The following is a 25809-nucleotide window of genomic DNA, read 5'->3' as shown; positions in this document are numbered from 1 at the left end:
ATGCTGTCGGCGCCTGCCGTCGGCCCGGACCGCCGGACGTCAGACCGTCGCGGTCTCCTCCGGCTCCGGCGAGCCGGGCTCCAGCTCCATCTCCTCCGCCGCGTCCCGGGCCTCGCGCTGCGAGGGGATCTCGTCGGTGAGCCGGGTGGCCATCCGCGCCCGGCGCTCGTCGGCCCTGCGGCACAGGTCCTGGGTGGCCCGGTCGAAGCGCACCAGCGACGGAGGGTCGGACGGGCCGAGCAGATGCACCTTCAGCTCGGCGCGGGCGGCCGCGTGGGTGTCCTTCTCGGGGTCGCGGACCGCTTCCAGCAGTCCGGTCACGCCCACGGCCTCCGGCGTGAGGATCGTGGCGGCGCGCACGGTCGGGAAGCCCGACCGGAACTCCTCCTCGGTCATCCCGCTGGTGTTCGCCACCGCGTACGGCTTCTCGCTCGTCAGGTAGTCCGAGACCACGCTGGAGACATCGCTGATCAGCACGTCGGCCTGGTTGAAGCAGGTGAAGATCGCCGGACGCGGGCCGGTGATGATCTGGTGCTCCCAGACCGGCAGCGAGGCCCAGTAGGCGCTCTCCCAGGCGGCCGTGGCCGCGGCGACGGCCGCCGCGCGGTCGCCGTCCGGGGCCCCCTGGAGCTTCATGCGCTCGATCTCGTCCGCGCTGGGGCGGAAGGAGGTGCTGGTGAGCCGGTTGAGCTCATCGGCGCACCGGGCCAGCTCGGCGGCGGCCTCCGCGCCGGGGCGGTCGCCGGTGCGCTTGGTGTTCGCCTCGGCGATCATCACCTGGATGCGGTCGTTGGCACGGCCCGCGCGCGGGTCCACGGAGCCGGTCATCGGGTGCGGCTTGTACAGCAGGCGCACCTTGGGGTCGGCGAGCAGCTCGCGGACGATGTTCTCACCGGCCAGGATCACCGAGGTGTTGCCGGGGTTCCCGTCCCAGCCCTCCCAGGTCGGCGCGTACAGCACCGTCGTCAACTCACCGGTGGGCACGCCCGCGTAGGGGCGGATGGGGGCCAGCTGCGGCCGGCCGACCTCCACGACGTCCTTGTCCTCGACGCCGATGTCGGCGAGCTGGTAGCGCTCGCGCGCCGCCGGGCCCGCGACCCACACCTCGTCGTACGCCTTGGCGTACGGGTTGCAGCTGGAGAGCTTGTCGCTCTCGCCGTGGTTGATGAACGCGTGCTTGATCGAGGGGATGCGCAGCACCTGCGAGGTCTTGCCGGAGTTCGCCGGGTGCAGCAGCACCTTGAGGGTCGAGTGCTCCAGCCGCATCAGATGCGCGACCTTGGGGATGCAGACGATCGGCACATCCGTCGCCTCCACCTTCTGCACCATGAACCGCTCACGGAGCACGATGATCGGCTTGCCGTCGAGCGCGGCGAGCGTGGAGAGCCACATGTTCGCCTGGTACGCCGAGGAGTTGCCGCCGGAGAAGTACATGCCCACGGTCGGCTTGTAGTCGGCCAGCCACTGGTCCAGCCAGCGCAGGGCCGTGGCCTCGTTCGCCACGCGCTTGCGCGGCAGCAGCCAGGTGGCCAGGTGGGCCGTGCCGCCGATGCCGATCACCAGCGCGATCGTCAGGCCGACGCCGCCCCAGACGGCGTTCTTGGTGGCGGTGGTGACCAGCAGCCCGGCGGTGACCGGCGCCGCCAGCCGCAGCAGCCGGCGCCCGTGCTGACGGGCGAACAGCCGTGGCGGGGCCTCGCTCAGGCGCAGCGCGGACGCGTCGATGTTGCGCGTCACGAACGGCAGCTGGCGGGTCCGGCGGACCAGGACGGCCGCCGCCTGGCAGGCGAAGTGCACCAGGTAGAAGAGCAGCAGCCCCACGGTCAGGGGCGCCTGCTCGTGCAGGGGATTGATGCCCTCGACGCGCAGCAGCCCGACCATGATGAGCATGTCGCGGAACAGCTGGCGCACCGTGACGTCGAGGCGGATCTTCCCCAGCAGCGACAGCAGACCGGGCTGCTTGTGCTGCAGGAAGAGATCGAGCGCGAGACCGCACGCCGAGGCGGCGATGAAAAGCGGTACGTTCGGAAGCACGGCGCCGACGAGCTGTGTGGCGAAGAACACGAGCATCGCGAGCAGCGCCGTCAGCTGTACGACCCGGCGTGGGGCGATTCCGGCAGAGGGCACGGGGTGGGCTCCTGGCAGGAGGGCAACGGACTGGGGGGACCCCTGACCGTATGCCGACGCCCCGCCCGGTGACAATCCGCGCCGGTGCCAACCGGTCGCAATCGGTGTCAAAGGGACCTCGGAGTGTGGTCACGGGGCGCCCATGGCGGTGGGTGAGGCGGTGTGCGCGGGCGGTGTCCGGAGGCTGAAATGCCGAGGCGGGTGCGGCTCGTCTGTCGTAGATTGCCCCCTTGTCATGATGAGTGTGTAGGGCATGCGTTTCTTCGGGGCGTGTGGTGAGCGGGGACGAGCAAGGGAGCGGCGTGGCGGAGCAGGACGGGTCGGCGGTACGGGACGAGGTGGCCGCCGCCCGCAGGATCGTGGTCAAGGTCGGCTCGTCCTCCCTCACCACCGCGGCGGGGGGCCTGGACGCGGACCGCGTGGACGCGCTGGTCGACGTACTCACCAAGGTGCTCGACGGCGACGGTAAGGGCGACGGCGGCAGGGACGCCGACGGTAAGGGCGGCGCGCACGGTAAGGGCGGCGCGCACGGCAAGGAGATAGTCCTGGTCTCCTCCGGTGCCATCGCCGCCGGACTGGCCCCGCTGGGCCTGGACCGGCGCCCCCGCGACCTCGCCCGCCAGCAGGCGGCCGCGAGCGTCGGACAGGGGCTCCTGGTGGCGCGCTACACGGCCTCCTTCGCGCGCTACGGGCGTCGCGTCGGCCAGGTGCTCCTCACCACGGACGACACCAGCCGCCGCGCCCACTACCGCAACGCCACCCGCACCCTGGACCAGCTGCTGGCCATGGGCGCGCTGCCGATCGTCAACGAGAACGACACGGTGGCCACCGACGAGATCCGGTTCGGCGACAACGACCGGCTCGCGGCCCTGGTCGCCCATCTCGTCCGGGCGGATCTGCTGGTGCTGCTCTCCGACGTGGACGGCCTGTACGACGGGGACCCCAGGACCCCCGGCACCTCCCGGATCGACGAGGTCCGGGGCCCGCGGGACCTGGCCGGCGTCTCCATCGGCAGCGCGGGCCGCTCCGGGGTGGGCACCGGTGGCATGGTCACCAAGGTCGAGGCGGCCCGGATCGCCACCGCGGCCGGGGTCCCGGTGGTGCTCACCTCCGCCAGCCGGGCCGGGGACGCCCTGCTCGGCCGCCATACGGGCACGTTCTTCCACCGCACCGGCCGCCGCTCGGCGAACCGGTTGCTGTGGCTCGCCCACGCCTCGGCGCCGCGCGGCGCCCTCACCCTGGACGACGGCGCGGTACGGGCCGTCGTGGACCGCCGCACCTCACTGCTGCCCGCCGGGATCGCGGCCGTGGAGGGTGAATTCACCGCGGGTGACCCCGTCGAGCTGAGGGACACCGAGGGCCGCCCCGTGGCCCGTGGACTGGTCAACTTCGACGCCAAGGAGATCCCGCAGCTGATCGGCCGCTCGACCAGGGACCTGGCCCGCGAGCTCGGCCCGGCCTATGAGCGCGAGGTGGTCCACCGCGACGACCTCGTCGTCCTGGACTGAGCCGCTCCGGCGGCACGGGCGCCCGCGCCGGGGCACCTCCCGGCGGTGGCCGGGGGAGAACCGAGCACGTGGCCGCCCCGGCGGGGACACCGCCCAGCGGTGGCCGGGGAAGAACCGAGCCGCCAGAAAATAACCCCCCTCCGAAAAACCTCAAAAGCGCCCCGCGGGCGGGCGTGGGCTGGTCAACTTTGTTCAACGGGGTCGCGCGGGGCAGCGCGCCGGCTGTGGGAGACGCGGCGGAGTCCGAGCGGAAGGCCGCGGCCATGGCACCGTCACGAGATGCTCCGCCCGCGCGTGAGCGGAGCAGCGAGTTACAGGAGGCCGCCGGTGAGACGAGGGCGCCCGGGGGCGTCGCCCAGAGGGGCGGCGGAGCGCACCCTGACCAGTGTCGGAGCGGGCGACGCCGGGTCCGGCGACGCCGTCGCGCACGATGCCGGGCGTGGCGAGGCGTCCCGGCTGTGGCACATCACCCTCAGCGTCTCGGGGCGCGAGGCGCCGCTGCCGGAGGTCCGCAGGGCGCTGGAGCAACTGGCCCATGACCATCCGTTCCTGCTGACCAGCCGCTATGCCAACGATCACGCCGAGATCCGCTATTGGGAAGAGGCCCGTGATCTGCATGACGCCGCGGCGGTCGCGCTGCGGCTGTGGGGCGAGCACCGGTCCTCGGCCAAGCTGCCGCCCTGGGAGATCGTGGGGCTCGAGGTCATCGACCGTGATACGTATCACCAGCGGGTCGCGGAGGGGTACGGGCCGCCACCGGCCTCCCCGGTGGGCGTACATCCGTTCTGAGGAAGGATGTGCGGCGCCGAGATGTGAGAACGCCATCTCGAACTGCGGAATAGTGCGTGGATCTCCGCCCCGGGCTCAGTACGCTTCGGACATGACCAGCGCACCCACGTCGCCGCTCACCGACCCCTGGCCGAAGTCCCCGGTCCTCCAGGCCGCCTACCGGGCCCAGGTCGCGGCCGCCGATCTCGCGCCGCTGCCGCGTGCCGTCAAGGACGACGCGCTGCTCGCGATGGCCGACGCCCTGGAGGTGCGCACCAAGGAGATCGTGGAGGCCAACGCGGCCGATGTGGAGCGGGCCCGCGAGGCCGGCACCAGCGACGCCATCGTGGACCGGCTGACGCTCACCCCCGAGCGGGTGCGGGCCATCGCCTCCGACGTCCGCGACGTGATCGCGCTGCCCGACCCGGTCGGCGAGGTGGTGCGCGGCTCCACGCTGCCCAACGGGATCGACCTGCGCCAGGTGCGCGTTCCGCTCGGTGTCGTCGGGATCATCTACGAGGCCCGGCCCAATGTGACGGTGGACGCCGCGGCGCTCTGCCTGAAGTCGGGCAACGCGGTGCTGCTGCGTGGCTCCTCTTCGGCGTCCCGCTCCAACGCCGCGCTGGTGATGGTCCTGCGCGACGCCGTCGGCGGGGCGGGGCTGCCCGCGGACGCGGTGCAGCTGGTGCCGGGCGAGAGCCGGGAGTCGGTGCGCGAGCTGATGCGCGCCCGCGGCCTGGTGGACGTGCTGATCCCGCGCGGCGGCGCGTCCCTCATCCGTACGGTCGTCGAGGAGTCCACGGTCCCGGTCATCGAGACCGGCACCGGCAACTGCCATGTGTACGTGGACGCCGAGGCCGACCTCGACATGGCGGTGGAGATCCTGATGAACTCCAAGGCCCAGCGGCCGAGCGTGTGCAACGCCGCGGAGACGCTGCTGGTGCACCAGGACATCGCCGCCCGGTTCCTGCCCCGCGCCCTGGACGCGCTGGCCGAGGCCGGGGTCACGGTCCACGCGGACGAGCGGGTCATGGCGTTCGCGGAGGGCTCCAAGGCCACCGTGGTCCCCGCGGTGGTCGAGGACTGGGAGACCGAGTACCTCTCGTACGACATCGCGGCCGGCGTCGTGGACTCCCTGGAGGCCGCGGTGAGCCACATCCGCCTGTGGTCCTCCGGGCACACCGAGGCCATCGTCACGACGTCCCAGCAGGCCGCCCGCCGCTTCACCCAGCTCGTGGACTCCACCACGGTCGCCGTGAACGCCTCCACGCGGTTCACCGACGGCGGACAGTTCGGCTTCGGCGCCGAGATCGGCATCTCCACCCAGAAGCTGCACGCCCGGGGGCCCATGGCGCTGCCCGAGCTGACCTCGACGAAGTACATCGTCACCGGCGACGGCCACACCCGCTGACTCACCCGTTCGGGGGATACCCGATTCCCGGCCCCGCTGGGGTGGATCTTCCCCCGAATACCATTTCACCCTGCCCAAATTGACCCATCCGGTCTACTCTGAATGGGTGCCGGACGACGTGGGGGGCAAGCCGTTCCCGGACGGCGACGAGCCCGACGACCGCAGCCACGGCGAGACGAACGACGAGTTCGCCGCCGTGGTATTCGACGAGGACTTCGTACGGTCGGCCCCGATCCATGAGCCCACCGCCATCGAGCGGATGCTGGCCGCCGCCGAGGCCCGCGCCGAGGCCGAGGCGTCCCGCCGCCGCAGGGCCGGTGTCCCGCCCGAGGACGAGCTCTTCGAGGACGGGTACGGCGCGGAGGCCGACTTCTACGGCGCGGACGACCCCGAGGGGCGCTTCGGCGCCGAACGGGACGGGGACGACGCCTACGGCCCTTATGGGCGTTACGGCAGCGCGGGGCGCCCTTACCGCGGCCATGCCCGCTGGCACCGACCGGTGGCCTGGCTGCTGGCCATCCTGATGGGCATCGGGGTGGTCGCCCTGGCCTTCACGGCGGTCTACCGGGGCGCCTCGGGCAACCGCCAGGACCCCGCCCCGCCGCCCGCCACCAGCGGTGTCGACGGCTCGCCCGCGGGGCAGCCGCGCCTGGAGCCCTCGGGGACGGAGTCGGCCCCGGAGCCGACCGGGGCCAAGGGCTCGACCGCCCCCGCCGTACCGCCGTCGCGGTGACGTCCTCGCACCTCGCCAGCACGTCGCGGCCTATGGGGCGTTTCCTCCGCACTCGCCTCCCAAGTTGTGGAGTACCACCGCGTTTACCGTCGCCCCTGGCGACCTACTCTTGAGGTATGGCCGGGCGTGGAGACCCTCCCGAGGGGACACCCGAGGACGTCCCGGGAGGTGGTGAGGACGAGTACCGCTCCGTCGTGTTCGACGAGTCGTTCGTCCGTGCTGCCCGGCTCCAGGAGTTCTCCGCCGACGAACGCATGGGCGAGCACGCACGGGCGGTGCGCAGTCGGCACGCCTGGGCCAGGGCCGGGGCGTCCCGCCAGGCCATCGCGCTCATCCTGCTGATCGCCGTCGCCTTCGCAGCGGCCGTCTACATGGGGGTGCGCCATCCGTACCGGACGCCGCAGCCGCAGACCGTGGAGCCGCTGCACAGCAGCGTGGTGCCGCTCGCGCCGCGCGGTGAGGTGCCCGGAGGGCCGCCGGACCGGCTGTTCCGCAACAGCCCGGCCGCCGAGTTCCGCACCGGCGCCGAAGGGGTCACCGTGCCCGGCGCCCGCCGTACCCAGAGCTTCTCCGAGAGCCAGGTGATGACGGCGCTCACCACCGCCAAGGACTACCTGGTCAGGTCCGCCCTCGACCCGGGCGTGCTCACCGGTGGCCCGGTGCAGGCCGTAAGGCTGCTGCTGGACCCGGCCCAGCAGACCCAGTTCGACCAGAGCTTCCAACACCCGGTCGACGACGGACGGCATGCGGCCACCGGCTGGCTGACCCGCTTCAACCCGGCCGAGGTGACCCTGTCCGACACCCCGGTGCGGGTCCGCGGCACCCTTACGGTCATCGAGCGCAGCGCCGCGACCCTGGAGATCGCCGCCGACCACGTCTTCGTCTACGCGCTCCAGCCGGCCCATGAGCGCGGACCGGACCATGCCTCGCTGTTCACCGTGCGCCGTGAGACGCGGTTCCGCTTCGACCGGGACGATCTGCGCGACCACCATCTCGAGCTGGTGCAGAGCACCGTGCTGGCGGGCCCGCAGGCCTGCGCCGCGAACGCCTCCGGCTATCTGCGGCCGATGCTCGCGGGCCAGAGCGCCAAGGGCGACGCCCCGACGGGCACCGACCCGTACACCACGGGACGGACCGCGGTGTCGCTGTGCGGCGTCCTGGCCCCCGGGACCCAGCCCGCCGTCGACGGGCGGTCCTGAGAGGGCCGTCAGGGGCCGTCAGTGGCCGTCAGTGGCCGTCTCAGCGCCGCGGCGGGGTGTCCCCGGGCCCGTCGTTCCCCGGCCGCTCCTCCGGCCCGTCTCCGGGGCGCTGGCCCTCACCCGCGTCCCGAGTCCCGTCCTGAGTCCCGTGAGCCCCGCCCTGAGCCCCGTGAGGCCCGCCCTGAGCCCCGCCCTCGGGCTCGTCCCGGGGCGCCTCCCCGGGCGGCGTGCCCTCCTCGGCGGTCTCACCGTGCTTGCCCGCGCCACCCGTGAACCGGTCGCGCAGCTTGCTGCCCAGGTCCCCGGCGCCGCCCGCCACGTCCCTGACGAAGGCGAACAGCGGGTCCTTGCTGTTGCGGACCGACTCCGCGTAGTGGCTCGCGGACTCCCGGAACGAGTCGCTGACCGAGGTGTCCCTGTCCTCGTCGCGACGCGGGTAGTGGCCGTCCATGAGCCGCTGGTAGTCGCGGGTCGCGGCCCACTTCTTGAGCTCGGCGGCGCGCACGGTGGTGAACGGATGGCTGCGCGGCAGCATGTTCATGATCTTGAGGACGGAGTCCCGCAGATCGCCGCTCGACTCGTACTCCTCCGCCTGCTCCAGAAAGGCGTCCACGTTCATCTCATGGAGGTGATGGCCGCCCGCGAGCTTCATCAGCCCGCGCATCGAGGCCCGCAGATCCTGCCCGACCAGCAGCCCCGCCCGGTCCGCCGACAGCTCCGACTTCCGGAACCACTCCCGCAGCGCCGTGACCAGCGCCAGCACCGCCACATTGCCGAGCGGGATCCAGGCGACCTTCATGGCGAGGCTGGTGAGGAAGAGCAGTATCGTCCGGTAGACCGAGTGCCCCGACAGCGCATGGCCCACCTCATGGCCGACGACCGCCCGCATCTCCTCCTCGTCGAGCAGCTCGACCAGACCGGTGGAGATCACGATGATCGGCGCGTCCATGCCGATGCACATCGCGGTCGGCTGCGGGTTCTGGGTGACGTACATGGCCGGGACCCGCTCCAGGTCCAGGATGTAGCAGGCGTCCCGCAGCATGTCGTGGAGGTGGGCGAACTGCCGCTCGCTGACCCGCACCGAGTCGGAGAGGTAGAGCAGCCGCAGGCTCCGCTCGGGCAGCAGACCGCTCATCGCCTTGAAGACGGTGTCGAAGCCGGTCAGCTTGCGCAGCGCGACCAGCGCGGAGCGGTCCGCCGGATGTTCGTACGCCCGTGAGGAGATCCCGGGGAACCGCCGCCGCTCCCGGCTGGGCACGTGCTCCCGGGCGTCTCCCGTCCCGTTTCCACCACCGGTCTCGTGGCTGTCGCTCATATCGCCCCCTCGTTGATGGCCCGCTCGCCGGGGCGCCCGGTCCGGGCCCTCGTCCGGCGGCCCCCAGCCTAGGCCCTGAGCGCCTGGGGGTTAGCGTGGAGACATGCCCGAAATGACTGGCCTCGCCGAAGCCCTCGCCGCCACCTCCCACAGCAACGACGGCCCCGGAGCGCTGCTGCGCACCGTCATCGTGGTCGGCGTGGTGGGCGCCGCCCTGCTCGCCTGGTTCCTGCTGCGCGGTTACAAGCAGGACTGAGCGGATACGAGCAGTACTGAGACGGGCGGGGCCGCCACCGGCAGGACGGACATCGGGAGCGAAAACCGCCTCGCATACGATGTGGCCGACGTGTTGTGACGCCTAGACCCGGATAGGTACTGCCGCGATGACCGCTTTCAGCACCGCACATGCCGCCCTGACCACGCTCGCGTCCGAGGGCGGTGAGCACACCGACACCCACTCGAGCATCAGCCCCTTCATGACCGGCGGTGCGGCCCTGGTGATCCTCTTCCTGCTGCTGTGGATCACCACGCGCTTCAATCGGGACCGCTGACCTGGGCGATTGCCCCTATGGGCCCCGGCTCCGGGCCGGGCCCAGTAGGGTCTGCACGCATGGAAGAGCAGAAAGGGTCCGGCAAGCGGCGACTGGGTGTGATGGGCGGGACGTTCGACCCGATCCACCACGGCCACCTGGTCGCGGCGAGCGAGGTGGCCTCGCAGTTCCACCTCGACGAGGTGGTGTTCGTGCCGACCGGGCAGCCCTGGCAGAAGAGTCACAAGAAGGTCTCCCCGGCCGAGGACCGCTATCTGATGACGGTCATCGCGACCGCCTCGAACCCGCAATTCTCGGTCAGCCGCATCGACATCGACCGCGGCGGGCCCACCTACACCACCGACACGCTCCGGGAACTGCGTGCGCTCAATGGTGACGCCGATCTGTTCTTCATCACCGGGGCCGACGCACTCGCCCAGATCCTCACCTGGCGCGACGCCGAAGAGCTCTTCTCGCTGGCCCACTTCATCGGGGTGACCAGACCCGGGCACATACTGGCCGACCCGGGGCTGCCGGAGGGCGGGGTGTCGCTGGTGGAGGTCCCGGCTCTGGCGATCTCGTCATCGGACTGCCGGGCGAGGGTCGCTCATGGCGACCCCGTCTGGTACCTGGTGCCGGACGGCGTGGTGCGCTACATCGACAAGCGCGAGCTGTACCGGCACGACTGCTGAAGGGGTACCGGTGAACGACCGGCAGGATCCGTACGACCCGTACGCACAGGACCCGTATGGCCAGGAGCCGCAGATCTACGGCTATGACGCCTATGGGCGTCCGGTTTACCAGCCGCAGACGGAACAGCAGCAGAGTTACGACCCGTACGCGCAGCAGCAGGCGCAGTACGGGCAGCAACAACAGCAGCAGCACGACGGGTACGGCTACGACCCCTACGGCCAGCCGCAACATCACCAGCAACAGCAGCACCAACAGCCCCAGCAGCAGCACACCCAGACGCAGAACTACGACCCTTACGTTCAGCAACAGCAACAGCAACAGCAACAGCAACAGCAACAACAACACCAGCAGCACTACCAACAGCAGCAGTACCAACAACAGCCACAGCAGGATTACGGCTACGGCTACTCCCAGGCGGCGGCCGCCGCCCCGACCGTACCCCCGCAGCGCGAGGAGCCCAGCCCCGAGTCGAACCCCTACGAGGAGCTGAGCCCGGAGCAGCTGCGCCCCGGGTCCGAGGCGCCTCCGCCCGAGGAGCCCCGTTCCGCCGGGCCCCGGTCCGCGGAGCGGAAGCGCCCCGGGAGCGCCGATCAGGAGGAGTACCACACCGAGCAGTTCTCCTTCGTCGAGGAGCAGGACGAGGAATCCGACGACGTCATCGACTGGCTGAAGTTCGCCGAGACCCGTTCCGAGCGCCGTGACGAACGCCGCCGTAAGGGCCGCAACCGCCTCGTCGCGCTCGTCGTGGTCCTGGTCCTCGCCGCGGCCGGCGGGGTCGGTTACCTCTGGTACGCGGGCAAGCTCCCGGGGCTGTCCGACAACCAGGACCAGGCGGCCGCGGGCGGTCCGCAGAAGCGCGATGTGATCGTCGTCCATCTGCGCGAGACCAAGGGCGGCCGCACCTCCACGGCCCTGCTGGTGGACAACGAGACCACCAAGAAGGGCACCACCGTCCTGCTGCCCAACTCGCTGGCCGTCTCCACCGAGGACGGCGCCTCCACCACGCTCGGCAAGTCCGTGACCGACGAGGGTTCGGACTCCACCCGGGACTCCCTGAGCACCCTGCTCGGGTCGAAGATCCAGGGCACCTGGCGGCTGGACACGCCCTATCTGGAGAACCTCGTCGAGCTGGTCGGCGGGATCAGCCTCGACACCGACGCGACCGTCCCCAGCCCCAAGAAGGGCGAGGACCCCCTGGTCAAGCAGGGCAAGGATCAGATCGTGAGCGGCCAGGCGGCCGTGGCGTACGCCACCTACCGCGCGCCCGGCGAGGCCCAGTCCAAGCAGCTCGCGCGGTTCGGGCAGGTCATGCACGCGGCGTTCAAGAAGCTCTCCAGCGACGCGAAGGGCGCCACCAGCACCGTGGAGTCGCTGGCCCAGATCCCCGACCCGTCGCTGTCCGAGCAGCAGCTGGGCGCGTCGCTGGCCAAGCTGGCCGGGCAGGCCAAGAGCGGCGCGTACGACACCGCGATGCTGCCGGTCCAGCCGGACGGGACGCTCAGCAACCAGGCCACCGACCACGTGGTCAAGGACATCCTGGGTGGCACGGTCAAGAACTCCGACAAGAGCACCGCGCCCAGGGTCAGCGTGACCAACGCGGGAGGCCCCAAGGACGCGTCGAGCGCGGCGCGGGTGGCGCTGGTCAATGGCGGCTTTACGGTCGTCACGGCCACTGAGGGCGGCGATACGCAGCCGGCCTCGCGGGTGACCTACGCGGACGCCGCCCAGGCGGGCCAGGCCAAGGAGGTCGCCAAGACGCTCGGGCTGCCCGAGACGGCGGTACGGAAGGGCAAGGGCGCGGCCAACGCGGACATCACGGTCCTCCTCGGCCCGGACTACGACGCCACGGGCTGAGTCGGCCCGGCCGGGGTCCGGGCCGAGCCGGTCCGGACTGCGGCCGCCCGGCGTGACGGTGGGGCGTGAGACCCTGGGGGGAGCCAGACCTTCGAGGTACCACCGACCGAAAGCCTTGCCTGTGACCGCCACGGACCGCTCCCTCGAGCTCATCAACGCCGCCGCCCAGGCGGCCGCCGACAAGCTCGCGCACGACATCATCGCGTACGACGTCAGCGATGTGCTCTCCATCACCGACGCCTTCCTGCTGGCCTCGGCGCCCAACGACCGCCAGGTCAAGTCGATCGTCGACGAGATCGAGGAGCGGCTGAACAAGGACCTGGGCGCCAAGCCGGTGCGTCGCGAGGGCGACCGCGAGGCCCGCTGGGTGCTGCTGGACTACGTGGACATCGTGGTGCACGTCCAGCACAGCGAGGAGCGGGTGTTCTACGCCCTGGAGCGGCTCTGGAAGGACTGCCCGCAGCTGGAGCTCCCGGCCGACGCCGAGGCCACCCGCGGCAAGGCGCAGGAGTACGCGCAGGCGCAGACCGCGGACGGCGGCGTGGGCGGTGAGCTGAGCTGAACGGCACCCAAGGTGCCCGTGGCCGCCGCATCGTCCTGTGGCGCCACGGCCAGACCGGCTGGAACATAGAGCGCCGTTTCCAGGGCTCCCTGGACATCGAGCTGACCGACACCGGCGTCGCGCAGGCCCACCGCGCGGCCCGGCTGCTGGCCGCCCTGAAGCCGGACGCGATCATCGCCTCCGACCTGAAGCGGGCGGCGGCCACGGCTGCCGAGCTGTCCACCGTCACGGGCCTGTCGGTCACGCATGACGCGGGCCTGCGGGAGACCTACGCGGGCAAGTGGCAGGGGCTGACCCACGAGGAGATCATCGAGCGCTTCGGCGACGAGTACGCGGCGTGGAAGCGCGGCGAGCCGATCCGGCGCGGCGGCGGTGAGCTGGAGACCGAGGTCGCCGACCGGGCGGCGCCGGTGGTGCTCGAGAGCGCCGACAAGCTGCCGGACGACGGCACGCTCGTGGTGGTCAGCCACGGCGGCACGATCCGCACCACCATCGGCCGGCTGCTCGGCCTGGAGCCCCGGACCTGGGAGGCGCTGGGCGGCCTGTCCAACTGCTGCTGGTCCGTCCTGGGCGAGGGTGCGCGGGGCTGGCGGCTCCTGGAGCACAACGCCGGATCGCTGCCCGAGCCGGTGCTCGGCGACGACGACTGAGCGGATTTCCTTTTCCGGCAGGTCACCGGCTATGCTCCTTCTCGTTCGAAGCGTTCCGGCGCCGAGAAGAAGCGGGGCTATAGCTCAGTTGGTAGAGCGCCTGCATGGCATGCAGGAGGTCAGGAGTTCAATTCTCCTTAGCTCCACAGGACCAGGATCCCGTCTCCCTCACAGGGAGGCGGGATCGCTGCTTTCCGCGCCCCTTCCGACCCGGGTCTCTGCCGTGGCTCTTTCCTCCCGCAGGACGGAGTACGGCCGTCGGCGCGGGGCTCTCGTTCGCCTACAACCCCCTGCTCACGCGGAGGTTGGCGACCGTAAGGCGGCAGGACGCGGTGGACGCCGCCGGGGTGCTGGTGACGGCGGCTCAACTCGGCCTGCTCACCGGCGTCGCGGTCTTCGGGGCGGTGTTCCTGGGCGCGGCGGACGATACGGTGCCCAGTGCGGGTGCCTCCGCGGACGCCCTGTGGGTGACCTGCGTCGCCTTGGCCGGGGCCGCGCTGTGCGGAGCGCTGATGAGTCTGGTGAGACGAGTGGGGCATCTCCGCTGACCTGCGCGTCGTCCCGTGGCAGAATCGGACGGCCGGAGGGGGATGGGGCCGACACGTCCGATGGGGAGGGCAGGTGGGATGCGGACCAGCATCCTCGATGCGATCGAGGACCCGTCCCGCAGGGCACGAGCGGGCATCGTGTGCCCGTCCTGCGGCTCCGGACACGTGGCACAGGTCCTCGGTGACAACGGCGGTGTTTCCTACGTGTGTACGGCCTGCGGCCATAGCTGGAGCTGAGTGAGATGGGAGCCCACAGCCGGAAGTGCGACTGGTGCGGCACCGGCACACCGATCGTCCGCGATATGGAGCCGCTCAACCCCGATTACCAGTACTGGTGTGCGGAGTGCGCGCGGGCGCTGATCATCAGGGGCGATCCCATCGAGACCTACCGTGAGCTCGAAGGGGAGCCGATCTACGGCCGGCTCCTCGACGAGCACTGCACGCTGAAGCGTTTCTATTCGTTCGCGACGGCGTAACGGGGGTCTGCTCCGGTCACCGGCCAATCGATTTGGCGGAAGGCCGGGGCATCCGTGTAATGTAGGCGTCGCCGCCGGGGAAGCCGGGCGGAGCGAGACCTGGGGCTATAGCTCAGTTGGTAGAGCGCCTGCATGGCATGCAGGAGGTCAGGAGTTCAATTCTCCTTAGCTCCACATCGAGGAGGCGGGTCGTCCGTAAGGGCGGCCCGCCTTTCGCGTCGCGTGAGGAGGGTCACCACCTCCGTGCGGCCCGTCTGCGCCCTGCGGTAACCTGGCCCTTATGCGTGCCGTACGCCTTCTGCTTAGCGGGCCGCGCTGATCAGTACCGACCGAGTACAGCTCCGGTCGGCATCAGCGCGGCGTCCCCTCCTGTGCGAGGGGTCTTTTTGTTTCGGAAGCAGGGATCCGCTGCGTTGCCGCAGGCAGAGACGACCGATGGAGCTTTGAGGACCATGAGCGAGACCAACGCCGCGGCCGAGGTGGCCGCGCCGCACCGCTACACGGCCGCCTTGGCCGCCGATATCGAAGCCCGCTGGCAGGACTTCTGGGACGCGCACGGCACGTATGAGGCGCCCAATCCGAGCGGTGACCTGGCCGGCGACGCCGAGGCCGTCGCCCGGCCCAAGAAGTTCGTCATGGACATGTTCCCGTACCCCTCGGGCGCGGGACTGCACGTGGGTCATCCGCTGGGCTACATCGCCACCGATGTGTTCGCCCGCTACCACCGCATGACGGGCCACAACGTCCTGCACACCCTGGGTTTCGACGCCTTCGGCCTGCCCGCCGAGCAGTACGCGGTGCAGACCGGCACCCACCCGCGGGTCAGCACCGAGGCCAACATCGAGAACATGCGGCGCCAGCTGCGCCGGCTGGGCCTGGGCCACGACAAGCGCCGCTCGTTCGCGACGATCGACCCGGACTACTACAAGTGGACCCAGTGGATCTTCCTGCAGATCTTCAACTCCTGGTACGACCCGGAGGCGAGGACGGCGCGCCCCATCGAGACCCTGGTCCAGCGGTTCGCCTCCGGTGAGCGCACCACCCCCGACGGCCGCCCCTGGGCCGAGCTGACCGAGTCCGAGCGCGCCGACATCCTGGGCGACTACCGCCTGGCCTACGCCTCCGACGCGCCCGTCAACTGGTGCCCCGGCCTGGGCACCGTGCTGGCCAACGAGGAGGTCACCGCGGACGGCCGCTCCGAGCGCGGCAACTTCCCGGTCTTCAAGGCCAAGCTGCGCCAGTGGAACATGCGCATCACCGCCTACGCCGACCGGCTGCTGGACGACCTGGACGAGCTGGACTGGCCCGAGGCCATCAAGCTGCAGCAGCGCAACTGGATCGGCCGCAGCGAGGGCGCCCGGGTCGACTTCCCGGTGGCCGAGCACCCCGAAGCCAGGATCACGATCTTCACCACCCGCCAGGACACCCTGTTCGGCGCCACCTACATGGTCCTGGCGCCCGAGCACGGCCTGGTGGACGAGATCGTTCCGGCCGTCTGGCCCGAGGGCACCCGCGACGCCTGGACCGGCGGCCACACCACCCCGGCCCAGGCCGTCGACGCCTACCGCAAGCAGGCCGCGGCCAAGTCCGACGTCGAGCGGCAGGCCGAGGTCAAGGAGAAGACCGGCGTCTTCACCGGCGCCTACGCCGTCAACCCGGTCAGTGGCGACCGGGTGCCGGTCTTCATCGCCGACTACGTCCTGATGGGCTACGGCACCGGCGCGATCATGGCCGTCCCGGCCCACGACAGCCGTGACTTCGCCTTCGCCCGCGCCTTCGAGCTGCCCATGCGCTGCGTCGTCGAGCCCTCGGACGATCGCGGCACCGACCCGTCCACCTGGGACGACGCCTTCGCCTCGTACGACGCGAAGATCGTCAACTCGACGGGGGAGTCCGTATCGCTGGACGGGCTGGGCGTCGTCGAGGCCAAGGCGCGCATCACCGAGTGGCTGGAGTCCCGCTCCATCGGCGAGGGCACCGTCAACTACCGGCTGCGCGACTGGCTGTTCAGCCGCCAGCGCTACTGGGGCGAGCCCTTCCCGATCGTCTACGACGAGGAGGGCGTGGCCCACTCCCTGCCCGAGTCGATGCTGCCCCTGGAACTGCCCGAGGTCGAGGACTACTCGCCGCGCACCTTCGACCCGGACGACTCCGACACCTCCCCGGAGACCCCGCTGTCCCGGAACGAGGAGTGGGTCAACGTGGTGCTGGACCTGGGCGACGGACGCGGGCCGCGGCCGTTCCGCCGCGAGACCAACACCATGCCCAACTGGGCCGGCTCCTGCTGGTACGAGCTGCGCTACCTGGACCCGCACAACAGCGAGCGGCTGGTCGACCCCGGGACCGAGCGCTACTGGATGGGGCCGCGCGAGGGGCAGCCGCACGGCGGTGTCGACCTGTACGTGGGCGGCGCCGAGCACGCGGTGCTGCATCTGCTGTACGCCCGGTTCTGGTCCAAGGTGCTGTTCGACCTGGGCCATGTCTCCTCGGTCGAGCCGTTCCACAAGCTGTACAACCAGGGCATGATCCAGGCGTATGTCTACCGGGACAGCCGCGGTATCGCCGTCCCGGCCGCCGAGGTCGAGGAGCGGGACGGCGCCTACTGGTACAACGGCGAGAAGGTCTCCCGGCTGCTGGGCAAGATGGGCAAGTCCCTGAAGAACGCCGTCACGCCGGACGAGATCTGCGCCGAGTACGGGGCCGACACGCTGCGGCTGTACGAGATGGCCATGGGTCCGCTGGACGTCTCGCGGCCCTGGGACACCCGGGCGGTCGTCGGCCAGTACCGGCTGCTGCAGCGGCTGTGGCGCAATGTCGTCGACGAGGGCACCGGAGAGGTCACCGTCGTCGACACCGAGCCGGACGAGGCGACGCTGCGCGCCCTGCACAAGGCGATCGACGGCGTCCGGCAGGACATGGAGGGCCTGCGCTTCAACACCGCCATCGCCAAGATCACCGAGCTGAACAACCACGTCACCAAGGTGCGCGAGGTGCCCCGCCCGGTGGCCGAGGGGCTGGTGCTGCTGATCTCGCCGCTGGCCCCGCATGTCGCGGAGGAGCTGTGGCGCAGGCTGGGCCACTCCGGGTCGGTCGTCCACGAGCCCTTCCCGGTCGCCGATCCGGAGTACGTCGTGGACGAGACCGTCACCTGTGTGGTGCAGGTCAAGGGCAAGGTCAAGGCCCGGCTGGAGGTCGCGCCCTCGGTCTCCGACGAGGAGCTGGAGGCGCTGGCCCTGGGCGACCCGGCGGTCGTGGCGGCGCTGAACGGCGCCGGCATCCGTAAGGTCATCGTGCGAGCGCCGAAGCTGGTGAACATCGTTCCGGCCTGATCGGCTTTTCCACCCGCGGGCGGGTTGGGGGTTCGTCAGGAACCTCTGACCCGCCCGGCGCGTTTACGCTGAGAGGACGACCGCCACCGTGCCGTGACCGCCGCCCCAAGGAGCGCACATGGAAGCCATCTGGATCCTGTTGACGCTTTTCGTCCTGATCATGCTGGCCGGGGTCTATGGGGTCGTCCGTGGGGTCAGGGCGGCCAAGCGCGGTATCGACCGTACGGTGCACCAGGCCCGCGTCACGGTGGAGGAGACCAGACTCCGGGCCCGGCAGCTCGCGCAGCCCGGCGCGGCCGGTGAGCTCGCCCAGCTGCGGCTCTCCCTGCGCGGCTCGATGCGCGCCACCGGGCAGGCGCTGCAGGCGGCCGCCCCGCAAGACCGGTCCCTGTCGGAGTCGTTGGGCCTGTTCCAGCGGCTGAGTGGCCATGCGCTGGACCTGGAAGCGGATCTGAAGCGGCTGGAGCAGGAGCCCGACAGGTCCCGGCTCGCCGCCCTGCTGCCCGAGATGCGGGAGCGTACGCAGCGGATCACCCACTCGGCCGACTCGCTGCGCTGGGCGGTGCAGGAGCGGTCGCATCGGTTCGCGCATGACGATCTGGACTCGCTGGGGCGCGAGATCGAGATGGAGGCGGGGGCGCTGCGGCACTGGACGGCGGTGGAGCCGGACGAGCCGTCGGCGGCGCCCGAGGCGGGTTCACGACCTGGGCCGGAGGCGGGTTCACGACCTGGACCTGGGGCAGGGTCGCGATCGGGGTCCGGGGCGGGGACGCGATCGGGGTCCGGGGCGGGGCAGGCGCCGGAGCCGCCCCGGCCGCCGCTCGGGGCGAGGGGGAATACGGAGCCCCAGCCGTGGCAGAAGAAGCCCTGGCAGCAGTCCCCACGTCCCGAGAACACGGCCTGACGCCCCGGGAACCCCGGAACCCCGGAACTCCGGGAACCCGGAAGCCCGTAACCCCGCAATCCCGTAATCCCGTAATCCCGTAACGAATCCGGTCTGAGAACAGGATCTGAGTCACGTCTGAACAGGGCATGATCGGCAAGGCAATTGATCATCCGGAGGGGTCGCGCTGTCGGCAGGCGCCATCCCCCGATAACCTCCCAGTCATGTCCCGCCATGTCGCGATCGTGACCGATTCCACGGCGTACTTGCCGCAGGATGCGATGGAGCGGCACCGCATCACCGCCGTGCCGCTGACGGTGGTGCTCGGAGACCGGGCCCTTGAGGAGGGCACCGAGATCTCGGCCCGGTCCCTCGCTCAGGCGCTGCAGAAGCGGAAGCCGGTGACGACGTCCCGGCCCAGCCCGGAGATGTTCGCGGCCGCCTACCGGGCCGCCGCCGAGGAGGGCGCGACGGGCATCGTCTCCCTGCATCTGTCGGCCGAGTTCTCCGGCACCTACGACGCGGCGGTGCTCGCGGCGCAGGACGCGCCCGTTCCGGTGCGGGTGGTGGACAGCGGAATGGTCGCGATGGCGCTCGGCTTCTGCGCGCTGGCGGCGGCCGAGACGGCGGAGGGCGGCGGCACGCTGGACGAGGCCGTGGCTGCGGCGGAGAAGCGGGCCGACGGCACGGCCGCCTACTTCTACGTCGACACCCTCGACTATCTGCGGCGCGGCGGCCGCATCGGCGCGGCCCAGGCCCTGCTCGGCTCGGCACTCGCGGTCAAACCGCTGCTCCAGCTCGACGAGGGGCGGATCGAGCTGCGGGAGAAGGTCCGCACCGCTTCGAAGGCCATCGCCCGGCTCGAGGAGATCGTGGTGGAGCGGGCCGGCCGGAGCCCGGTGGACATCGCGGTGCAGCACCTGGCGGCGGGCGAACGGGCGGCGGCGCTCGCGGAACGGCTGCGGGAGCGGGTGCCGGGGCTGGCGGAGCTGTATGTGAGCGAGGTGGGCGCGGTGATCGGGGCGCACACCGGGCCGGGGCTGCTGGGGGCGGTGGTCTCTCCGCGGTAGCGGAGGGTGGGGGAGGCTCTTCACCCGGCGGGGTGACGGAGTTGTCCACAACACGGGAGTTATCCCCGGAAATTGAGGCGGATCGGCGCGATCGGCCGCGTGTGTCTACCGTCAGGTGGCATGAGGTCACGATCACGCACAGTAACCACGGGTCCGGAGCGCGGCCGTCGTCGCGACGGCGGTGCGGGCCGCCGTCCACGCCCGTCGTCGGGGATGGGTCTGGTGGGTTCCGGAAGCCGCCACCGCAGCGCTCACGGCCGGACGCACGCGGCCGCATCTTCACGCGCGAGCCGCGCGGCGGCGCTCTTCGCCACGGTCTCGTCGGCGCCCCCGGGGCCCCCGGTGGCGGTCGGATCCACCGCTCTGGGCAGCAGGGACGGACCGAAGGGCGTCGCGGGCTCGGCTGTGGCGGCGGCGGAGGAGGTATGGAACGAGGAGCGGCCCGAAAAGGAGCGGCCAGAAAAGGAGCGGCCAGAAAAGGGGGCTGAGGACGGGCGCGAGGAGCCGCCCGAGGACGGGCATGAGGACGGGCGCGCGGAGGGGCCTGAGAACGCGTCCGAGAACGCGTCCGAGAACGCTCCGCTGCGCAGGCGCGACCGGGCAGGGCTGGCCCTGCGCGAGCGGCTGCCGTTGTGGCTTCAGCTGCGCTGCGGAATGGAGCTGAAGACGGTCGCCGCCCTGGCGGTCGCCCTGCTCACCGCGGTGGCCTTCGCGGCCTACCACTTCTGGACCGGCCGTCCCCAGACCGTGCGCGCCCCGGACCCGGAGCCTCCACGCGCCGCGCCGTCCGAGCCCGGCCCGACGCCGGGCGGGCAGCTCGCTCCGCCCGGCGGCGGCCGGAAGGTCGTGGTGGATGTGACGGGCAAGGTCCGCCGCCCCGGCCTGCGCGAACTGCCGCCCGGGTCGAGGGTCGCCGATGCCCTGGAAGCGGCGGGCGGGGTACGGCCGGGCGCCGACCTGAACGCGCTGAACCGCGCCCGCCCGCTGGTGGACGGGGAACAGATCGTGGTCGGCGCCCCCGCGGCCGGACTACCGGCGCCGGGCGCGGCGGCCGGTGGCTCGCTCGCACCCAACGCACCCACCGCACCCACCGCACCCAACGCACCCACCGGGCCAAACGCACCCATCGCACCGGCCGGACCGGGTGCACCCGGTGGCTCGATCAGCCTCAACTCCGCGACCGCCGAACAGCTCGACACCCTCCCGGGCGTCGGCCCCGTCCTGGCCCGGCACATCATCGACTACCGCACCCAGCACGGAGGTTTCCGCTCCATCGATGAACTCCGCGAGGTGAACGGCATCGGCGAGCGCCGGTTCGCCGATCTGCGCCCGCTGGTCCAGCCATGACGTCCGCACCGCCCCCACGCACCCGCGCCCCGGTCCACGCGGCCGCCGCCTCCCCGCGCGGTGCGTCACACCCTCGCCAGGAAGGCCCACCCGACCTCCGCCTCGTACCCCCGGCCCTGGCCGCCTGGGCAGCCGCGGCTCTGGCCCTGGACGCACCACCCCTGACGGTGGCCCTCGTCTGCACGGCAGCCACCCTCGTGGCGGCGGCCCTGCTCCTCCGGATCCGCCGACGAGCCCCGACACCGGACGGCCGACAACGCGGCACCCCGCGCTCCCAACACGGACCGGACGACCGGGGCACGCGCGACTCCACCGCACCGCGGCCGCGCGGCGCCGCGCCTCGGCAGCGTGGGCGCACGTCGAATGCCGACGGGCCACCCCATGCCGCGCCGAGGCCCCACGGGGATAGCCACAACGTGCCGGCCGAGCAAGCCGCGCCGCCGCCGCGTACCGTCGCGCGGCGTGGACGCCGCAGGGCTGGGGCGGTCGCCGGACGTTCGCCAGACGCCGTGCCCGCGGCCCGCAGGCGGCCGGGCCTTGGCGATGGCCGCAACGCGTCGGGGCAGCAAGCCACTTCACCACCACGCGTCGCCATGTGGCGTGGGCGCCGTATGGCGGGAGCGATCGCCGCGTCGCTGTTGTGCGGGGCCGCCGCGGGGGCGGTCGCCGGGCTGCACGGCGCGGACGTACGCCGCGGCCCCCTCCCCGCACTCGCCCGGGAGTACGCGGAGGCCACCGCCGAGGTGACGGTCACGGGGGACCCGCGGCTCACTCGGCCACGGGTGCGGGGCTCGGCGCTCGCGCCGGCGTCCGTGGTCCTGGAGGCGGAGGCGGATAGGGTCACCGGCCCTGGCGGCACCGTGACCTCCACCCGCACGCCCGTCCTGGTCACGGTCCACCCCAGGTCCGGCAAAGAGCGGACCGCCTGGCTCGGGCTGCTGCCGTCCACACGTCTGCGCGTCCACGGCCGTCTGGCGCCCCCGCTGCGCGACGGGGACCGGATCGCGGCCGTAGTGCGCGTCAGCAGCGGGCCCCCGAAGGTCACGGGCCCGCCCAGCGCGGTCCAGCGGCTGGCCGGGCGGCTGCGCGCCGGGCTGCGCACCGCGACCGACGGGCTCTCCCCGGACGCACGGGCGCTCCTTCCGGCGCTGGTCGTGGGGGACACCTCACGGGTGCCGCCCGAGTTGGACGAGGCGTTCCGGGCCACGGACATGCTGCACCTCATGGCCGTCTCCGGCAGCAATCTGACGCTGGTGCTCGCACTGCTCACGGGCCCGCCGCAGCTGGCCGGGCGTGCCGAACGGCGCGGTCTCGCGGGCGCGCTCGGCATCCGGCTGCGGACCACCGCCCTCCTCGGCGGCGGGCTCACGCTCGCCTTCGTCGTCGTCTGCAGACCTGAGCCCAGTGTGCTGCGTGCCGCCGCCTGCGGGCTGATCACGCTGCTCGCCCTCGGCACCGGCCGCCGTCGCTCCCTGCTCCCGGCCCTGGCCGCCGCCGTCCTCACCCTGGTGCTCTACGACCCCTGGCTGGCCCGGAGCTATGGCTTCCTGCTCTCCGTGCTGGCCACCGGCGCCCTGCTCACCATCGCGCCGGGGTGGAGCGCGGCCCTCCAGCGCCGTGGCATGCCACCCCGAGTGGCCGAGGCGCTGGCGGCCGCCGCCGCGGCCCAGGCGGTCTGCGCACCGGTCGTCGTGGTGATGGCCGCGCGAGTGAGCCTGGTGGCGATCCCCTGCAATCTCATCGCCGAAGTGGCGGTAGCCCCCGCCACCACCCTCGGCTTCGCCGCGCTCGCGGCAGCCGCCGTCGCACCGCCGCTCGCCCAGTGGATCGCCTGGCCGGCGGGCTGGCCCGCCGAGTGGATCGCCCAGGTGGCCCGCACCGGCGCGGCACTGCCCGGAGCCGAGGCGGACTGGCCGGACGGCTGGACCGGTGCGCTCCTGCTGGCCGCCGTCACCCTGGCCGTGGTCCTCGCGGGCCGCCGACTGCTGCGCCACCGCCTGCTGTGCGCCGGATGCGCGCTGCTGGTGCTGCTGGCCGTCGTACGCCCTGCACCCCTGGCCCGGGTCCTCACCGGCTGGCCACCGCCCGGTTGGCGGATGGTGGCGTGCGATGTGGGCCAGGGCGACGCCCTGGTCCTGGCCGCGGGCCCCGGAACGGCCGTCGTCGTGGACACCGGCCCCGAGCCACAAGCCGTCGACCGCTGTCTGCGCGCCCTGGGCATCGTCCGGATCCCGCTCCTGATCCTGACCCACTTCCACGCCGATCACGTGGCCGGGCTGACCGGTGCGTTACGCGGCCGCGCGGTCGGCGCGATCGAGACGACCGCCCTGGAAGAACCACCGGGCCAGGCCGCGTTCGTACGCCGCGAGGCCCGGTCGGCGCATATCCCGGTCGTCCCGGCGCGGCCAGAGGAACGGCGACGCTTCGGCCCGTTGTCCTGGCAGGTCCTCTGGCCCGCCCAGCCACCCGCCCCGGCCGCGACCGAGGGCCCGAACGACGCAAGCGTCACCCTCCTCGTCCGCACGGCGGGCCTGACCCTGCTCCTCCTGGGCGACCTCGAACCCCCCGCCCAGCAAGCCCTGCTGACGACCCACCCGGCCCTCCCCGAGATCGACGTGCTCAAGGTCGCCCACCATGGCTCGGCCTACCAGGATCCACAGCTGCTCCGACGCCTCAGCCCCCGCCTGGCCTTGATCTCCTGCGGCGCCGACAACCCCTACGGCCATCCCTCGCCCCGCACCATCGGCGCCCTGCGAGCCCAGGGCGCCGCCGTGCTGCGAACCGACACCGACGGCCCCATCGCGGTCACGCGCGACCGCGGCCTCCGCGCGGTCCTCGGAGGCCGCGAAGGGGCTGTGTGATGGTCAGCCTGAAACACCCCGACGGCCTGAAACACCCCGAAGCGGTTTCGGCCGCGAGTAGGGCGCCGGCGGGCTTCGCTTCGGCCCTGGCGCCGCACTCATCTCCGCGGCATGCGTCAGTGGTGGTGGCCGTGTCGGCCGAGGGTCTCCACGGGGGTCGCGCCGGGGCGGGTCCACTGCGGTACGGGGCGGCTGGTCGGGCCCCAGGTGGCGTTCCCGTCCGCGTCCGAGCGCCAGGACCAGCACGGGCCGCGCCCCTCGGGCCGGCCCTCGGGGTTGTCCTCCCACGCCTCGCCGCGGCCGTAGGGCGTCATGTCGAGCAGGCCGAGGGACCCGTTGACCCGCTCGTTGCCACGGCCCGTCGTGGAGTAGGTGAGGAACACGCGGTCGCCGTCGCGCAGGTAGCAGGTGAGATAGCCCATGCTGCCGCCGGCCGGGCCGTCCACGTCGCGCACCGAGTACCAGGGCTGGGTGTAGCCCATGAACGCGACGTAGGAGGCCACCTCGTCCCAGCGGCCCGTGGTGAGGACGGCGAACGAGACGCCGCGGGCGTTGAGGTAGTCCGCTTCCTTCAGGTGCCAGGCCGTGGTGGTGCAGCCCTCGCACTGCCCCTGGTGCGGTGCGCCGTCGTACCACATGTGCTTGTAGACGACGAGTTCGTCGCGGCCCTGGAACAGGTCCAGGAACGGGACCGGGCCGTCGGGTCCGACGACCTCGACCGTTCCGTCGAACTCCACCATCGGCAGTCGGCGGCGGGCCGCGGCGATGGCGTCGCCCTCGCGGGTGTGGGCCTTCTCGCGGACCAGCAGTTCGTCACGGGCGGCCTGCCAGGTGGCCAGGTCGACCACGGGCGGGCGGCCGGGCGGCGCGGTGGTCGGGTCGTCCGGTGTGGCCATCATGGTGTCCTCCGTGGTGTCTCCTGCCGGGGAGCGTCGTACGGCGTTCTACGACGGTCACCAGAAGAGACTCACGGTCCGGCCGGAACTCATCGGGGCAGGGGCGCCCCGCTGTCAGACGCGGTCCAGGGGGCGGTGGGGTTCGGCGGGGAGCTCGGCTTGGACCAGGTCGCCCGGGCGGACCGTGCCGCCCTCCCGCACGACGCTCATGACTCCGGCCTTGCGGATGATGTTTCCGGCCTCGTCGCGGCCGACGACCTGCTTCAGAAGGCCGTTCTGGAAGTGGTCGATCTGCAGACAGGGGTTGCGGAGGCCGGTGACCTCCAGCACCGCTTCGTCGCCGATGCGCAGCAGGGTGCCGACGGGGAGGGCGAGCAGGTCGATGCCGCGGGTGGTGATGTTCTCGCCCAGGTCGCCGGGCAGGACCTTGAAGCCCTCCGTGCCGACCTCCGCGAAGAGTTCTTCATGGATGAGATGGACCTGGCGCAGGTTCGGCTGGGTGGGGTCCTGGGCGACGCGGGAGCGGTGTTTGACCGTTACGCCCGCGTGGACGTCGCCCTCGACGCCGAGGCCCGTGAGCAGGGTGATGCTGTCCCGGTTCGGCTTGGTGAACGAGTACTCGCCGTTGCTGCTGACTGCCGTCACAGTTCCGCTCATCCTCGGAGTCCCCCTCTTCCGTGACCACGGTTGGTTTGAGCCTAGTCCCGGACGCTATTCGGCCTCCAGCCAGCCGTCGTACTCGTCCGCGAGCGCGTCCAGCGCCGTTGGGTCCAGCCGGCCGGCCGGGTCCTCGATCACCACCAGCCACTGGGCGTCCTCGGCGTCGTCCTCGCCCGCCAGGGCGTCCCGCACCAGCTGGGGCTCCTGGGTGATGCCGAAGCGCTCGGGGAGGGCCTCGGCCACCTCCCCCGCCGCGTCGCGGTCGGGGAGCACCAGGATGTGCCGGGCGCCGGTCAGTCCTTCATCGATCACCGGAACATTGTCGGACATCCGGACGGCGGATGGATGGTGGGCATCCGGGCGGCGGGCATCAGGGCGGCGGGGCTGTC

The 25809-nt window shown here is 72.0% G+C and carries 23 protein-coding genes and 2 tRNA genes; 20 read left to right on the top strand and 5 right to left on the bottom strand.

The genetic code is table 11. From position 1 onward, the window contains the following. Positions 1–39: 39 nt before the first annotated feature. Complete coding sequence (locus tag NP777_RS16005) at positions 40–2127, bottom strand: hypothetical protein (protein WP_256650808.1); 2088 nt, start codon at positions 2125–2127, stop codon at positions 40–42. A gap of 302 nt (positions 2128–2429) precedes the next feature. Between NP777_RS16005 and proB the strand changes: the two genes are divergently transcribed. From proB to NP777_RS15980, 5 genes are all read left to right on the top strand, one after another. Continuing rightward, positions 2430–3635 (top strand): glutamate 5-kinase, encoded by a 1206-nt coding sequence (gene proB, locus NP777_RS16000; RefSeq protein WP_391858525.1) that lies wholly within the window; start codon positions 2430–2432, stop codon positions 3633–3635. A gap of 327 nt (positions 3636–3962) precedes the next feature. Beyond that, complete coding sequence (locus NP777_RS15995) at positions 3963–4424, top strand: hypothetical protein (protein ID WP_256650807.1); 462 nt, start codon at positions 3963–3965, stop codon at positions 4422–4424. Positions 4425–4515: 91 nt separating this feature from the next. Further along, a complete protein-coding gene (locus NP777_RS15990) occupies positions 4516–5814 on the top strand; it encodes a glutamate-5-semialdehyde dehydrogenase (RefSeq protein ID WP_256650806.1) in 1299 nt (432 codons plus the stop codon). A gap of 106 nt (positions 5815–5920) precedes the next feature. Further along, positions 5921–6547, top strand: a complete 627-nt coding sequence (locus tag NP777_RS15985; RefSeq protein WP_256650805.1) for an SCO2584 family spore wall biosynthesis protein — start codon at positions 5921–5923, stop codon at positions 6545–6547. Between the two features lie 116 nt (positions 6548–6663). After that, positions 6664–7746 carry an SCO2583 family membrane protein gene (locus NP777_RS15980; protein WP_256650804.1) on the top strand — a complete coding sequence of 361 codons (1083 nt, stop codon included), beginning with the start codon at positions 6664–6666 and terminating at the stop codon, positions 7744–7746. A gap of 40 nt (positions 7747–7786) precedes the next feature. Here the strand turns inward: NP777_RS15980 and NP777_RS15975 are convergent, their stop codons facing one another. Beyond that, a complete protein-coding gene (locus tag NP777_RS15975) occupies positions 7787–9061 on the bottom strand; it encodes a M48 family metallopeptidase (RefSeq protein WP_256650803.1) in 1275 nt (424 codons plus the stop codon). A gap of 103 nt (positions 9062–9164) precedes the next feature. On the opposite strand from NP777_RS15975, the gene NP777_RS15970 reads away from it, so the two are divergent. The 15 genes from NP777_RS15970 to NP777_RS15900 all read left to right on the top strand — a co-directional run bounded on the left by NP777_RS15970 (position 9165) and on the right by NP777_RS15900 (position 23864). Continuing rightward, positions 9165–9317, top strand: coding sequence for a hypothetical protein (locus tag NP777_RS15970; protein WP_256650919.1), 153 nt, complete (start codon positions 9165–9167; stop codon positions 9315–9317). 127 nt (positions 9318–9444) lie between these two features. Next, on the top strand, positions 9445–9612 hold the full coding sequence (locus tag NP777_RS15965) for a hypothetical protein (protein ID WP_046086605.1): 168 nt from the start codon (positions 9445–9447) through the stop codon (positions 9610–9612). 59 nt (positions 9613–9671) lie between these two features. Further along, the gene (gene nadD, locus NP777_RS15960) at positions 9672–10283 is read left to right on the top strand and encodes a nicotinate-nucleotide adenylyltransferase (RefSeq protein WP_060944022.1); all 612 of its coding nucleotides are present in this window, start codon (positions 9672–9674) and stop codon (positions 10281–10283) included. A gap of 10 nt (positions 10284–10293) precedes the next feature. After that, complete coding sequence (locus tag NP777_RS15955) at positions 10294–12138, top strand: LCP family protein (RefSeq protein ID WP_256650802.1); 1845 nt, start codon at positions 10294–10296, stop codon at positions 12136–12138. Positions 12139–12259: 121 nt separating this feature from the next. Continuing rightward, positions 12260–12700 (top strand): ribosome silencing factor, encoded by a 441-nt coding sequence (gene rsfS, locus NP777_RS15950; protein ID WP_256650801.1) that lies wholly within the window; start codon positions 12260–12262, stop codon positions 12698–12700. Beyond that, the gene (locus NP777_RS15945) at positions 12697–13350 is read left to right on the top strand and encodes a histidine phosphatase family protein (RefSeq protein ID WP_256650909.1); all 654 of its coding nucleotides are present in this window, start codon (positions 12697–12699) and stop codon (positions 13348–13350) included. The genes rsfS and NP777_RS15945 overlap by 4 nt, the downstream gene beginning before the upstream one ends. A gap of 73 nt (positions 13351–13423) precedes the next feature. Further along, positions 13424–13496, top strand: a tRNA-Ala gene (locus NP777_RS15940). Between the two features lie 159 nt (positions 13497–13655). After that, positions 13656–13898: a hypothetical protein gene (locus tag NP777_RS15935; RefSeq protein WP_256650800.1), complete on the top strand. Its 243-nt coding sequence runs from the start codon at positions 13656–13658 to the stop codon at positions 13896–13898. A gap of 242 nt (positions 13899–14140) precedes the next feature. After that, a complete protein-coding gene (locus NP777_RS15930; RefSeq protein ID WP_037945988.1) occupies positions 14141–14374 on the top strand; it encodes a hypothetical protein in 234 nt (77 codons plus the stop codon). Between the two features lie 101 nt (positions 14375–14475). After that, positions 14476–14548 (top strand) — tRNA-Ala (locus NP777_RS15925). Positions 14549–14826: 278 nt separating this feature from the next. After that, a complete protein-coding gene (leuS, locus tag NP777_RS15920; protein ID WP_256650799.1) occupies positions 14827–17703 on the top strand; it encodes a leucine--tRNA ligase in 2877 nt (958 codons plus the stop codon). Between the two features lie 118 nt (positions 17704–17821). Next, positions 17822–18607 (top strand): hypothetical protein, encoded by a 786-nt coding sequence (locus NP777_RS15915; RefSeq protein WP_256650798.1) that lies wholly within the window; start codon positions 17822–17824, stop codon positions 18605–18607. A gap of 203 nt (positions 18608–18810) precedes the next feature. Further along, complete coding sequence (locus NP777_RS15910) at positions 18811–19656, top strand: DegV family protein (protein ID WP_020871369.1); 846 nt, start codon at positions 18811–18813, stop codon at positions 19654–19656. 342 nt (positions 19657–19998) lie between these two features. Beyond that, positions 19999–21003 (top strand): helix-hairpin-helix domain-containing protein, encoded by a 1005-nt coding sequence (locus NP777_RS15905; protein ID WP_256650797.1) that lies wholly within the window; start codon positions 19999–20001, stop codon positions 21001–21003. Beyond that, positions 21000–23864: a ComEC/Rec2 family competence protein gene (locus tag NP777_RS15900; protein ID WP_391858524.1), complete on the top strand. Its 2865-nt coding sequence runs from the start codon at positions 21000–21002 to the stop codon at positions 23862–23864. Before NP777_RS15905 ends, NP777_RS15900 begins: the two co-directional genes overlap by 4 nt. A gap of 116 nt (positions 23865–23980) precedes the next feature. Here NP777_RS15900 and NP777_RS15895 read toward each other — a convergent pair whose 3' ends face one another. The 3 genes from NP777_RS15895 to NP777_RS15885 all read right to left on the bottom strand — a co-directional run bounded on the left by NP777_RS15895 (position 23981) and on the right by NP777_RS15885 (position 25750). Next, positions 23981–24763, bottom strand: coding sequence for a DUF899 domain-containing protein (locus tag NP777_RS15895; RefSeq protein WP_256650795.1), 783 nt, complete (start codon positions 24761–24763; stop codon positions 23981–23983). A 111-nt stretch (positions 24764–24874) separates the two neighbouring features. Continuing rightward, on the bottom strand, positions 24875–25417 hold the full coding sequence (locus tag NP777_RS15890) for an MOSC domain-containing protein (RefSeq protein ID WP_256650794.1): 543 nt from the start codon (positions 25415–25417) through the stop codon (positions 24875–24877). Between the two features lie 54 nt (positions 25418–25471). Further along, a complete protein-coding gene (locus NP777_RS15885; protein ID WP_391858523.1) occupies positions 25472–25750 on the bottom strand; it encodes a hypothetical protein in 279 nt (92 codons plus the stop codon). Positions 25751–25809: the final 59 nt, after the last annotated feature.

It is taken from the genome of Streptomyces rugosispiralis (genome assembly GCF_024505145.1).
Lineage (GTDB): Bacteria > Actinomycetota > Actinomycetes > Streptomycetales > Streptomycetaceae > Streptomyces > Streptomyces rugosispiralis.
This window is presented reverse-complemented; position numbering and strand designations above follow the sequence as displayed.